This window comes from Campylobacter sp. CNRCH_2014_2452 (assembly GCF_025772865.1).
GTDB classification, from domain to species: Bacteria; Campylobacterota; Campylobacteria; order Campylobacterales; family Campylobacteraceae; genus Campylobacter_D; species Campylobacter_D lari_D.
In genome coordinates this window covers 13,482-26,969 of record NZ_JAKMSX010000006.1, presented here as the reverse complement: position 1 = coordinate 26,969, position 13,488 = coordinate 13,482, and the positions used below count along the sequence as shown (strand labels likewise).

Here is a 13,488-nt window from a genome sequence, read left to right as displayed (position 1 = left end):
GATTATGGCAAAATTAACCAATGTAATTTCACCTGAAAATATTTCTGCTCATGTAGTTGAGGGTTATCATTTTAAAGTTATGAGTGAAATGCCCTCTAGTGAAGAACAAAAACAAGAAGAAATTCAAACTATAAATCAAGTCTCTCCTGTCCAAAACACACAACAAGCAGTAGAAAATCAAACAATAGAAGCTACTCCACAAACCCCACAACCACAAATTCAACCTGATTTTGTTGAAGATTTACTTAAAAAAACTGATGAAATGTCAGGAAATATCATTAAGTTGCAAATGCAGATAGAAAGCCAAGAGGCTGAATTTAACAATCGTTTAAATACAGAATTAGAACATGCAAAGGAAAAATTTACTAAAGAAGGTTATGAACAAGCACAAAAGAATTTTGAAAGTGAATTAGAAGCCTTGAAGGAAAAATACTTAAAAAGCGTAGAAAAGCTTGAAAATACAGTGCAAAATTTAAATGAGTTTTTATCTAAAAATGAAAAAGAATTAGCCGATACAGCTGTAATTATTGCAAAGGAAGTGATTGCAAAAGAGCTCGAAGAAAATTCATCACTTATAGCATTAAATTTAGCAAAAGAACTTATGAGTGAACTTAAAAATGCTACTAAGATAGAATTAAAGTTAAGTCCTGATGATTTTGAATATGTAAAAGCACACTTGCAAGAACAAAGCAATATTAAATTTAGTCTTGATGATGCGATTAATAAGGGAAGTATTTTAATATTAAGTGATGCGGGTAATATAGAGTCAAACCTTAACAATCGTTTGCAAAAAATCAAAAACATGGTTAATGAATGATAGATTTAAATAACTTAAATATTAAAAATATGCAAATTAAAGAACTGGAAAATTTAGCTAGTAATTTGCGTGAAGTTATCATAGATACAGTGAGTAAAAATGGTGGACATTTAAGTTCAAATTTAGGTGTAGTTGAACTTAGTATAGGAATGCATTATGTTTTTGATGTGCGAAAAGATCCTTTTATTTTTGATGTTTCACACCAATCTTATCCACATAAGCTTTTAAGTGGTAAGATAGATAATTTTCATACTTTAAGACAATTTAATGGCTTGAGTGGATATACAAAGCCTGATGAGGGGGATTATTTTGTAGCAGGACATTCAAGCACTTCTATATCTTTAGCAGTTGGAGCTTGTAAGGCTATAAGATTAAAAAAAGAAGATCGCTTACCTGTTGTATTAATAGGTGATGGAGCGTTAAGTGCAGGTATGGCTTATGAAGCTTTAAATGAGCTTGGCGATAGAGAATATCCTTGTGTGATTATTTTAAATGATAATGAAATGAGTATTTCAAGGCCAATTGGAGCTATTTCAAAATACCTTTCTCAAGCAATGGCAACGCAGTTTTATCAAAAGTTTAAAAAACGCATAGAAAATCTTTTAGAGTATTTTCCTCAAGGCGCATCTTATATGGCAAAGCGTTTTGAAGAGGGTTTAAGACTTATTACACCTGGACTTTTATTTGAAGAATTAGGACTTGAATATATAGGGCCTATTGATGGACATAATTTAAATGAAGTTATAAATGCGCTAAATCAAGCTAAAGCTATGAATAAACCTTGTGTAGTGCATGCGCAAACTATCAAAGGCAAAGGTTATACATTAGCTGAAGGTAAAAATGCCAAATGGCATGGAGTAGGTGCTTTTGATAGAAGTAGCGGAGAGAGTTTAAAGGCTAATATGAACAAAAAAAGTGCGACAGAAATTTTTTCAAATACACTTTTAAATTTAGCTCAAAAATATGAAAATATAGTAGGTGTAACTGCTGCTATGCCAAGTGGAACTGGAATAGATAAGCTAATGGAAAAATATCCTGAGCGTTTTTGGGATGTAGCAATTGCAGAACAACATGCAGTTACTTCTATGGCAGCTATGGCTAAAGAAGGTTTTAAGCCTTTTATAGCAATTTATAGCACTTTTATGCAAAGAGCTTATGATCAAGTTATCCATGATTGTGCTATTATGAATTTAAATGTAGTTATTGCTATGGATAGAGCTGGCATAGTAGGAGAAGATGGGGAAACTCATCAAGGTGCTTTTGATGTTAGTTTTTTAAGTGCTATACCAAATATTACTTTAGCGGCTCCAAGAGATGAGGCTATGATGGAAAAAATTATGGAGTATGCTTATTTTCATCAAGGTGTTTTTGCTTTTCGTTATCCTAGAGGTAATTTTTTATTAGATGAAAATTTTAATCCATGTGAGATAAAACTTGCAAAAGCTCAAATTTTATCTAAAGTGCAAAGCGATAAAGTATTTTTAGGTTTTGGTCAGGGTGTGGCTAAGGCAAAACTAGCTTTAGATAAACTTGGTTTAGATTATGCAAGCTTAATAGATTTGATTTTTGCAAAACCTTTAGATGAAGAGCTTTTAAAAGAATTGGCAAAAGATACAAAAACTTGGTTTGTTTTTTCAGATAGTGCTAAGATAGGTGGAGTGGGAAGTTTGATTGCAACTTTCTTGCAAAAAGAAAATCTTTATCATATAAAACTAGTAAGTTTTGAATTTGAAGATCAATTTATAACTCATGGTAAAACAAATGAAGTAGAAAAATTTCTAGAAATTGATGTTGAATCTTTGTGTAAAAAGATTAAAATTTATTAAAAGATAAAAAATATCCTTTAATATAATCATTTTTTTATAAAAAAAGCGTTATACTATATAAAAAATATCGGAGAATTAATAATGGAACTTATTCAATTGCTTAAAAATTGTGATTTAAAAGCTACTCCTCAAAGACTTTGTATTTTAAAAATTTTAAAACGCCATGAACATCCTAATATAGAATCTTTATACGAAAGCATTAAGGAAGAATATCCTTCTATCTCTTTAGCTACAGTGTATAAAAATTTAAATACTTTAAAAGAACAAGGTTTGGTTGTAGAAATCAACACTCCAAATCAAAAAACTTGTTATGATATTTATGAATATCCTCATATACATGTAATTTGTAGCAAATGCAATCATATAGAAGATGTATGTTATGAAGATAGTGGGATAAATAAATACCAAGAAGATCTTGAGAAAAAAATTGGCAATATCATTGATTATCTTGGCGTATTTGCTTATGTGAATGGTTGTAAAGCTTGTAAAAAATAAAATGGTTTGTGAAGTCCAAAGACGCTTTTTACTCAAAAATGATGACTTTATAAAAATTTTAAAAGAAGAAAAAATTATATATTCTAAGGATAAAATACGCGTTTTCTTTACGCGTATAAGTCCTTTTTGTGATGTTAAATATAAAAAAATTAATAAAAATTATTATCGATTTTCACTTTATAAACTACATGATATTTTAGATAAAAAAAATCATAAACTTTCTAAAAAAGAATTTAAACAGCAAAGTAAAAAACTTATAGGAAGTGTTATTAAGAAAACTAGAATTAGTTTTGAGATTAATAGTGCTCGATTTTTACTTTATAAGTTTAAAAATAATCTGCAAGATTTGGTCATTTTGAAAGTTGTTTTTCCTACTTTTGAAAAAGCAAAGCAATTTAATTTACCTCACTTTTTTAAAAGCTATAAAGAGATTTCAGATGATGAAAATTTCTACAGCAAAAATTTAGCATTATATGGAGATTTTTCTAAAATTTTTGATAGTGCTAGATGTATTAAAATTTTAGATAAGCAAGAAGATATTAGCTTACATTTTCCAAATCAAATTCAAAGTTTTGAAGCGGGTAAAATTTTACTTTTTGTGCTTTTAAAAAGATTAAAAAATGACAGATTGAATTTTTTACAAAAATTAAATTTTGAAAGTTTTGAGCAATTTTTTGCAAGTCTTAGGCAAATATGCATTTTCTTTGAGCTTTTTAGCACTCTTTTTGAAAAGAGTATTCAAAATAAACTTCAAGATTATATTTTGAATTTGGAAAAACAAATTTGTAATGATAAAATTTGTAAATTTGAATTAGAAAAGTATATTTTTATTTTAAGTGATGAAAAAATCAATGATATTTTTCTTGATATGGATTTTATTTTAAAGAATGATTGTAGTTTTTATCAAGGAGAGAAAAATCAAATTTTAAAGTCTTTAGTGGCTTTTAAACTAAGAAAAGAATTAGTTTTTTTAAAGAAAAAAATTGTAAAATCTCAAACAAATCATGAAGAAGAATTAGAAAGAATAAAATTTTTATTATGCTATTTTGCAACTATGTTTGAAGAAAAAAGTATTGAAAAACTAAAAAATTATTTTGAACATAATCATTTAGAACAAATTTCGTATGATGAAAATGCAGTAAAACAAATTGAAAAAAGCATTAAAAAATTAAAAATATATAGTTAGGAAAAACATGCAAAAACAAGAAAAAATAGTCAAAATGTTTGATGATATAGCACCAACTTATGATAAGGCTAATAGAATTTTAAGTTTTGGAAGTGATGTGAGTTGGAGAAAAAAAGCTTGTTTAGATGTTTTTAAATTTTCTAACAATGAACTTGATATTATCGATGTGGCTTGTGGTACAGGCGATATGATTATAGAATGGCAAAATCAAGCCTTAAGGACAAATAAAAATATCATTAGTATAAAAGGGGTTGATCCAAGTGCGGGCATGCTTGAAGTGGCTAAGAAAAAAATTCCTGATGCGACTTTTGTGCAAGCAAAAGCACAAGAACTTCCACTTGAAAGTGAAAGTGCAAATATCATAAGTATAAGTTATGGCATACGCAATGTGGTAGATAGGAAAGAAGCTATAAAAGAATTTGCAAGAGTGTTAAAAAAGGATGGGATTTTACTTGTGCTTGAATTTACTAAAAGAGAGCAGGGTGGTTTTATAGCTGCTTGTAGAGATTTTTACTTAAAAAATATTTTACCAAAAGTGGGTGGATTTATCAGTAAAAATTATAGTGCTTATGAGTATTTACCAAATTCGATAGAAGATTTTTTAAGCAAAGAAGAATTTATTAAAGAATTGAGTGAGTATTTTGAAATGCTAGAGTATAAAAGCTTTAGTTTTGGTGTTTGTTCTATGTTTATTGCAAGAAAAAAATGAAAGTTTCAGAACTTAATTTAAAAGCTAAAAGTTTATTAGAATTTCATCTTGATGATATAGAGCTTAGTGGAGAAATTTCTAAAATTACCATTCATAGTTCAGGACATTGGTATTTTGATTTAAAAGATGAAAAATCAAGTATAGCTTGTGTGATGTTTAAAGGTTTTAATCAGTTTGTCCAAGCTAAACCTAAAGTTGGCGATATGCTTGAACTTAGAGGTTATGTAAGTTTATATGAAGCAAGTGGCAGGTATCAATTTATCACCAAAAGTATGCAAAAAACAAGTCTTGGAGATTTAGAAGCTAAATTTTTAGCTCTAAAAGAAAAGCTTGAAAAAGAAGGTTTGTTTGATACAAATGTTAAAAAAAGCATTATTAAATTTCCTAAAAAAATAGGCATAGTTACTTCTTTTACTTCAGCTGCTTTGCAAGATATGTTAAAGCTAATTTCACAAAAAGAATACAATCTTTGCAAAATAACTATTTTTAATGCCCTTACCCAAGGACAAAGTGCCCCAAATTCTTTAATACATGCTTTAAAAAAAGCCAATGAGTATAATTTAGATGCGATTATTTTGGCAAGAGGTGGTGGAAGCAGAGAAGATTTGTTTTGTTTTAACGATGAAGAACTTGCAAGATGTATTTTTTCTTTAAAAACGCCTATTGTTTCTGCTATTGGACATGAGATTGATTATGTTATTAGTGATTTTGTAGCAGATTTAAGAGCACCAACTCCAAGTGCAGCTATTGATATGATTTTTCCAAATAAACTAAGCTTAGAACAAGGACTTGATGAGCTTGCTATGCGTTTTAAAAACCAAATGTTAAATCATCTTAAGTTTTATCAAAACAAAATCGATCACTTGCAAAATTTAGCCAAAGCTAAGTCTTTAGAAAATGCTTTTTTTCTTAGAAAACAAAAGCTTGATTTTTTACAAAGCCAACTAAAGAGTGTTTTAAATTTAAAATTATTAAATTATGAAAATAAGCTTGATAATTTTGAGGAACTTTTAACTCAGCATAAAAATTTCTTTGATAAAAGTAAAAATTTGATAAATTTACAAAAAGATGGCAAAAATATCTCTCTTGAAAAGCTAAAAAAAGGGGATATTATAAAGCTTTGCTCAATAAATGAGAGTAAAGAAGCTCAAATACTATAAAAAGGAGATAAAATGAGAGTGATGAATTTTAGTGCAGGTCCTTCAAATCTGCCTGATGAGGTTTTAAAAGAAGCACAGGAGTATTTGTTTGATTATCATGGCAAAGGCTTTTCTATTATGGAAGTTTCTCATCGTGGAAAGGTTTTTGAAGAAGTGCATTTTGAAGCTATTAAAATGGCAAAAGAGCTTTATGGTGTAAATGATGATTATGAAGTGCTTTTAATGCAAGGTGGGGCTAGTTTGCAATTTGCTATGATACCTATGAATTTATATATAGGTGGAGTTTGTGAATTTGCTAATACAGGAGTTTGGACTAAAAAGGCTATTAAAGAAGCTGAAATTTTAGGAGTAAATACAAAAATAGTAGCAAGTAGCCAAGAAAGTGAGTTTGATCATATTCCACAATTTGAATTTAGCGATAATGCAGATTATGCTTATATATGCTCTAATAATACCATTTATGGAACCCAATATAAAAGCTATCCAAAGACTAAAAGTCCTTTGATAATTGATGCTTCTAGTGATTTTTTCTCTAAAAAGATAGATTTTTCTAATATTGCTATGCTTTTTGGTGGGGTGCAAAAAAATGCAGGAATTTCAGGGCTTGCTTGTGCTTTTGTGCGTAAAGATATGATAGAGCGTAGTAAAAACAAAAATATACCTAGTATGTTAAAATATAGCGTTTATGCTGAAAATAATTCTTTATTTAATACTCCAGCAACCTTTGCTATATATATGTTTAATCTTGAAATGAAATGGCTTTTAAATCAAGGTGGATTAGACAAAATCAATGAGCAAAATATACAAAAAGCCAAAATTTTATACGATGTGATTGATGAGAGTAATGGTTTTTATAAAGGTCATGCCAAAAAAGAGGATAGATCATTAATGAATGTTAGTTTTAATATAGCTTATGATAAAAACTTAGAGCCAGTTTTCGTAAAAGAAGCTGAAGAAAATGGTATGATAGGTCTTAAAGGACATAAAATTTTAGGTGGAATTCGTGCTAGTATTTATAATTCTATCAGCATTGAAAAGGTTCAAAAGTTAAGTGAATTTATGAAAGCTTTTACAAAAAAACATGCTTGATTTTTGGTGATTTTCACCAAAAATCATTTGTATAGTAAAAACTTTACTCTTTAATATTTATCAGCATTTTCCTAAGCCACTATTGTATTTTTTTTCAAGAAAATCTTTGAAAAATTCTTTTCTACTTTTACAAGGTGCTTTAGGATGTTTTTCTCTCATATGTTCAAGATATTTATCATAGCTTGCAACTCCAACTAAGGGATGAAAAAACCTTTCGGATCTTTCATACCATAATTTAAGTTTTTTTATCATGTTTTTTCCTTTTTTAATGCTATATAAGGGCTTTCTTTTAAAGGAATGTTTAATTTTTTGATAAAAATTCCAAAACAAGAAAGTATAACAAGCAAAGTGGTAATCATGAAAAACACACATAAAATTGCATTTATTAAATTGGAATTTTTAGCTTGAGATGCTAATTTTATATCTTTTTTGATTTGCTCGATTATTGCTTCATCTTGTGTTTGAGAAAGTTTTAAATTAAATTCTTGTATTTTTTGTGTATTTATTTGTACAGCAGCAACATGACTTATAGCATTATGGATTGGATCTCCTTCTTTGTAAGGAAGAATTTTTTGAATACCTCCATAAAGTGTTGCGATTAAAACAAAACAAGCAGGTATGAGAGTAATCCAAGTATATCTTGCTTTCCCCATTTTAAATAAAATCGCACTTGCTAAAAGCAATGCCATACCAGCAAGCATTTGATTACTCACTCCAAAAAGTGGCCATAATGAGTAAATTCCGCCTTTTGGATCTATCGCTCCTTGATAGAGAAAATACCCCCATCCACCAACACTTAAAGCTGTTGCAAAAATTCCTGCTAAGGTATTATTGATATTTCCTAAAGGTTTATAAACATTACCCAATATATCTTGAGCCATAAATCTACAAGCTCTTGTCCCAGCATCAACTGCAGTTAAAATAAATAAGGCTTCAAATAAAATAGCAAAGTGATACCAAAAGCCCATTAAATTCACTCCACCAAATAATTCATGTAAAATTAAAGCAACACCTACAGCAAATGTTGGTGCCCCACCAGTTCTTGATAATATGCTTTGTTCGCCTATATTTGTAGTTAAAGTAGTGATTTCTTCAGGAGTTATTTTAAAACCCCAGCTAGAAATAGCAGCAGCTGCATTTGCAACATCTACACCTATAGTAGCAGCAGGCGCATTGATGGCAAAGTAAAGACCAGGGTGTAAAATACAAGCACAAATTAAAGCCATGATAGCTACAGCACTTTCCATAAGCATAGAGCCATATCCAACAGCTAATGCATGAGTTTCATTTTCAAGCATTTTAGGAGTTGTGCCACTTGAAATTAATGCATGAAAACCACTAATAGCTCCGCATGCAATGGTAATAAATAAAAATGGAAAAATTGCTCCAGCAAATACAGGCCCACTTCCATCTAAATATTGAGAATTAATTTTTGGCATTTGAAGATCAGGTGCTACAAATACAATAGCTAAAGCCATAACCACAATAACACCGATTTTTAAAAAAGTTGATAAATAATCTCTTGGAGCAAGTAAAAACCAAACAGGTAAAATTGCAGCTATAAAACCATAAGCCATCATAATAAGCGCTAAAGTTGGTGCATCAAAGGTAAATATTTTCGCCCAATAAGGATCAGCAGCTATTTCACTTCCATAATGTATGGCTAATACGAGCAGTATAAAACCTATAATAGAAGCTTCACCAACCCTACCAGGTCTTAAAAATCTCATATAAATTCCCATAAAAACAGCAATAGGAATGGTCATTGCGATGGTAAATAATCCCCATGGAGATTCTGCTAAAGCTTTTACAACAACCATAGCTAAAATCGCAATAATTATAAGCATAATTCCAAATATAGCAATCATTGCTATTGCGCCGATAAATTGTCCTAATTCATCTTTTATCATCTCTCCTAAAGATTTTCCATTACGACGCGTAGATATAAATAAAACTACAAAATCATGTACCGCACCTGCTAAAACACCGCCTATTAATATCCAAAGCATAGAGGGTAAATAACCCATTTGTGCAGCAAGTATAGGACCTACCAAAGGACCAGCTCCTGCGATAGCGGCAAAATGATGTCCAAAAAGTACAATTTTGTTTGTAGGGACAAAATCACATCCGTCATTTTTAACTACAGCAGGAGTTGCTCTGTTTTTATCTAGCTCTAGCACCTTATAGGCAATATATCTACCATAAAATCTATACCCTATGATATAAATACATAAAGCAGCAATAACAAGATAAATCGCTGAAATACTTTCGCCATTTTGGAGTGCTAATATGCCAAAACAAACAGCACCGACAATGGTAACAAAAAACCATAATATTTTGTTAGTAATATTCATTTAATTCCTTTGCTTTAGTGAATTTATTTAGTGTATCGTAGAATTATATTTTATTGCTATATAGGATAAATAAAAAATTAATATATTACAAAATGTAACATATTTCTTAGTCAATTAAAAATTAATTTTATTGACTAAGAATTTGAAATTATTTAGATTTAAAACTTAGTGTCGCTGTCAATTGTAAAGTATCGCCATATCTGTCTAGATTGTATGGTAGTTTGATGTTTGCAGCTATTATTTGTAAACCATCTTTTGGTTTTGTGAGTGTGATTGTTGCTATACCTTTTTCATTTGTTGCTATGTTGTCGATATCATCATTTTGATCTTCAAATTCAACTCCTTTTACGGGTCTTCCATCTAGTAAAACTTGGAGTTTTAATTTATCTCCTTCATGTAGTGTTAAAGGATTTTGTAAAGGAACTATTTCAAATTTTAATCCTAATGGTTTTTTTGAACCTTCATCCCAAGAAAAAATACTTTTTCCCATTTTGAAAATTTTTCTTGTTTGAGTGACTTCATTTGCACCAGTAATATCTGTAATATCAGATCTTTTTTGTGCATAATGTTTTCCATCTTTTGTAAATGTGTAATATCCAAAATCATAATTAACACTTGCAACAGCAGGTTTTCCTTCAATAAATATTTTGTTATTTTCGTAGTCATAGCCAGCTTTTAAATTTTTTCCTTGAGAATCTTTTGCACTTATACCAAAAACCCTATCAGGTTGATATTGTCCCCAGTGATCATCAGCCCAAAAACCTACTTCATATCCATTGCTAGTTTGCATAGGAAAGAATTGATGAGCTAAAGCAGAACTTGCTATAAAAAAACTCAAAAACACCATTTTTGAAAATTTCATTTTTTCTCCTTTAAAATAATTTTGATAATCATTATATATATTTTTATTTATATAAAACTTAAGGATGTATTTTAATTTTTCCTTTATAAAAAAGAAAAATATTTTAATTTTTCTTATGTTAAAATCATAAATTTATTTTTAAATATTTAGGAAAAGTTATGAATGATACTATTAATATAATTGGTGCTAAAGAGAATAATCTTAAAAATATCAACCTAGAAATTCCTAAAAATAAGCTTATAGTTTTTACAGGACTTAGTGGAAGTGGTAAATCCACCTTGGCTTTTGGTACACTTTATGCAGAAGGACAACGCCGCTATATTGAGAGTTTAAGTGCTTATGCAAGGCAGTTTTTAGATAAAGTGGGTAAGCCAAATGTTGATAAAATAGAAGGTTTAACTCCTGCTATTGCTATTGATCAAAAAACAACTTCTAAAAATCCTCGATCAACCGTTGGAACTATTACTGAAATTTATGATTATCTAAGACTTTTATACGCAAGGATTGGCTCACAACATTGTCATCAATGTGGCCAAAAAATCTCATCTATGAGTGCAGCAGATATCGTAGGTGAAATCTTAAAGCTTCCAAAAGGGGCAAAAATCATCATTTATGCTCCTTTGATCAAAGAAAAGAAGGGAGCTTTTGCAGATCTTTTGGAAAATTTAGTCGCAAAAGGTTATGTTAGAGCGCAAATTGATGGGGTTTTAACGCGTCTTGATGAGGATATTGAGCTTGCTAAAACTAAAAAACATACAATAAAGCTTGTGATAGATAGACTCCAAGTGCAAGATGATATGTTGGCAAGACTTGCAAGCGATATAGAAAAAGGTCTTAGTGAGAGCTTTGGTGAAGTGGAAATTGAAGTTTTAAATAATGAAGAATTAAACATAGCAAAACATTTTCATTATAGTGAGCATAATGCTTGTTTTGATTGTAAAATTTCTTTTCCTTTGCTTGAGCCTTTGAGTTTTTCTTTTAATTCTCCAAAAGGTGCTTGTCCAAGTTGTGATGGTCTTGGTATAAGATATACGCTAGATATGAAAAAGCTTATCAATGAAGAATTAAGCTTAGAAGCAGGAGCTGTAAAGCTATTATATGGGTTTAATAAAAGTTATTACTATAAGTTTTTAATGGCCTTTTGCGAGCAAAATGATATAAGGGTAAAAATTCCATATAATGAGCTAAGCGAAGAAGAAAAGCGTCTAGTACTTTATGGTAATGCCAAGGAAATTAACTTTTTATGGAAAAGACATCGCTTAAATCGCAAATTTGAAGGTGCAGTTAAATATGCTTATGAAATGCTAAAAGATGAAAAAGATTTAAGCGAGTATATGAGCGAAAAAACTTGTAAAGATTGCAATGGTCATCGTTTAAGAGCTGAAAGTTTAGCTGTAAAAGTAGCTGAGAAAAATTTGGGTGAAATTTTAGATATGAGCATAGAAAATACCACTGCATTTTTTTCAAAAGAAGCTAATTTTGCATATTTGAGTGAGCAAGAAAGATTGATAGCTAAGCCTATTTTTAAAGAAATTAATGAAAGATTGTTTTTTCTTTATGATGTAGGACTTGGGTATTTATCCTTAGGGCGTGATGCAAGAACAATTAGTGGAGGTGAAGCTCAAAGAATTCGTATAGCATCTCAAATTGGTAGTGGTTTAAGTGGGGTGATGTATGTTTTAGATGAGCCTAGCATTGGTTTGCATGAGCGAGATACAGCAAAACTCATTAAAACTTTAAGAAATCTTCAGCAAAAGGGTAATACTTTAATCGTGGTTGAGCATGATAAAATGACAATAGAAGAAGCAGATTTTATCGTAGATATTGGTCCAAATGCTGGTAAATTTGGTGGTGAAGTTGTATTTAGTGGAACTTATAAAGAATTATTAAAAAGTAAAAGCCAAACTGCCCTTTATATGAGTGGTAAAAAGCAAATTGCCCATCAAAAACACAGAGAACAAAAAGATTTTATTAGTTTAAAAGATGTGAGTATTAATAATATTCAAAATTTAAGTGTAGATTTTCCATTGCATAATTTAGTAGCAATTACAGGTGTTTCAGGAAGTGGTAAAAGCTCGCTAATCTTGCAAACTTTGCTTCCATTTGCAAAAGAAGAGCTTAACCGTGCTAAAAAAGTTAAAAAACTAAGTGGGGCTAAGATAGAAGGTTTGGAAAAACTTGATAAGGTAATTTATCTTGATCAAAGTCCTATAGGAAGGACTCCTCGTTCAAATCCCGCTACTTATACAGGTGCTATGGATGAAATTCGTAATCTTTTTGCAGCTACCAAAGAAGCTAAAATGCGAGGTTATAAAGCAGGGCGTTTTTCTTTTAATGTTAAAGGTGGAAGATGTGAAAAGTGTAGTGGAGATGGTGAAATTAAAATAGAAATGCACTTTTTGCCTGATGTGATGGTAACTTGTGATGTTTGTAATGGTAAAAGATATAATGATGCAACTTTAGAGATTAAATATAAAGGTAAAAGCATAGCTGATGTTTTAAATATGAGTATTATTGAAGCAAGCGAGTTTTTTACTTCTGTACCAAAGATAAAACAAAAGCTTGATACTTTGGTAAAAGTTGGGCTTGATTATCTTACCTTAGGACAAAATGCAACTACTTTAAGTGGCGGGGAGGCTCAGCGTATTAAGCTAGCTAAAGAATTAAGCAGAAGCGATACAGGAAAAACTCTTTATATTTTAGATGAACCTACAACAGGACTTCATTTTGAAGATGTTAATAAACTTATTGTAGTTTTGCAACATTTAGTTGATCTTGGAAATAGTGTGTTTGTGATAGAGCATAATTTAGATGTGATTAAAAATGCTGATTATATCATCGATATGGGACCTGAAGGTGGAGTTAAAGGTGGTAAGGTTATAGCTAAAGGTAGCGTTGAAGAGCTTGCTAAAAATCATAAAAAAAGTGGTTCTTATACAGGGTATTATCTAAATTTAGAGCTAAAAAGCATAAAAAAATAAATTGGTTGA

Annotated in this window: 11 protein-coding genes; 8 read left to right on the top strand and 3 right to left on the bottom strand. The window is 30.0% G+C overall.

Annotated elements, in window-relative coordinates:
- Nucleotides 1–4 precede the first annotated feature (4 nt).
- The 7 genes from fliH (at nucleotide 5) to serC (ending at nucleotide 7,282) form a co-directional block, all read left to right on the top strand.
- Nucleotides 5–817 carry a flagellar assembly protein FliH gene (gene fliH / locus L8X38_RS05185; protein ID WP_263661476.1) on the top strand — a complete coding sequence of 271 codons (813 nt, stop codon included), beginning with the start codon at nucleotides 5–7 and terminating at the stop codon, nucleotides 815–817.
- Entirely contained in the window at nucleotides 814–2,643 is a 1,830-nt protein-coding gene (gene dxs / locus L8X38_RS05180) for a 1-deoxy-D-xylulose-5-phosphate synthase (protein ID WP_133319549.1), read from the top strand. The genes fliH and dxs overlap by 4 nt, the downstream gene beginning before the upstream one ends.
- A gap of 81 nt (nucleotides 2,644–2,724) precedes the next feature.
- Nucleotides 2,725–3,138, top strand: coding sequence for a peroxide-responsive transcriptional repressor PerR (perR, locus tag L8X38_RS05175; protein ID WP_133319550.1), 414 nt, complete (start codon nucleotides 2,725–2,727; stop codon nucleotides 3,136–3,138).
- 1 nt (nucleotide 3,139) lies between these two features.
- Nucleotides 3,140–4,324: a hypothetical protein gene (locus L8X38_RS05170; protein ID WP_263661475.1), complete on the top strand. Its 1,185-nt coding sequence runs from the start codon at nucleotides 3,140–3,142 to the stop codon at nucleotides 4,322–4,324.
- A gap of 7 nt (nucleotides 4,325–4,331) precedes the next feature.
- A complete protein-coding gene (gene ubiE / locus L8X38_RS05165) occupies nucleotides 4,332–5,033 on the top strand; it encodes a bifunctional demethylmenaquinone methyltransferase/2-methoxy-6-polyprenyl-1,4-benzoquinol methylase UbiE (protein ID WP_133319552.1) in 702 nt (233 codons plus the stop codon).
- Nucleotides 5,030–6,193: an exodeoxyribonuclease VII large subunit gene (gene xseA / locus L8X38_RS05160; RefSeq protein ID WP_263661474.1), complete on the top strand. Its 1,164-nt coding sequence runs from the start codon at nucleotides 5,030–5,032 to the stop codon at nucleotides 6,191–6,193. The genes ubiE and xseA overlap by 4 nt, the downstream gene beginning before the upstream one ends.
- 12 nt (nucleotides 6,194–6,205) lie before the next feature.
- Nucleotides 6,206–7,282: a phosphoserine transaminase gene (serC, locus tag L8X38_RS05155; RefSeq protein WP_263661473.1), complete on the top strand. Its 1,077-nt coding sequence runs from the start codon at nucleotides 6,206–6,208 to the stop codon at nucleotides 7,280–7,282.
- A gap of 60 nt (nucleotides 7,283–7,342) precedes the next feature.
- Here serC and kcuS read toward each other — a convergent pair whose 3' ends face one another.
- The 3 genes from kcuS to L8X38_RS05140 all read right to left on the bottom strand — a co-directional run bounded on the left by kcuS (nucleotide 7,343) and on the right by L8X38_RS05140 (nucleotide 10,498).
- A complete protein-coding gene (gene kcuS, locus L8X38_RS05150; RefSeq protein ID WP_263661472.1) occupies nucleotides 7,343–7,534 on the bottom strand; it encodes a KCU-star family selenoprotein in 192 nt (63 codons plus the stop codon).
- Nucleotides 7,531–9,636, bottom strand: coding sequence for a carbon starvation CstA family protein (locus L8X38_RS05145; RefSeq protein WP_263661471.1), 2,106 nt, complete (start codon nucleotides 9,634–9,636; stop codon nucleotides 7,531–7,533). The genes kcuS and L8X38_RS05145 overlap by 4 nt, the downstream gene beginning before the upstream one ends.
- A 148-nt stretch (nucleotides 9,637–9,784) precedes the next feature.
- Complete coding sequence (locus L8X38_RS05140; RefSeq protein ID WP_263661470.1) at nucleotides 9,785–10,498, bottom strand: DUF4198 domain-containing protein; 714 nt, start codon at nucleotides 10,496–10,498, stop codon at nucleotides 9,785–9,787.
- Nucleotides 10,499–10,656: 158 nt separating this feature from the next.
- On the opposite strand from L8X38_RS05140, the gene uvrA reads away from it, so the two are divergent.
- Nucleotides 10,657–13,479, top strand: coding sequence for an excinuclease ABC subunit UvrA (gene uvrA, locus L8X38_RS05135; protein WP_220566598.1), 2,823 nt, complete (start codon nucleotides 10,657–10,659; stop codon nucleotides 13,477–13,479).
- The last annotated feature ends 9 nt before the right edge of the window (nucleotides 13,480–13,488 follow it).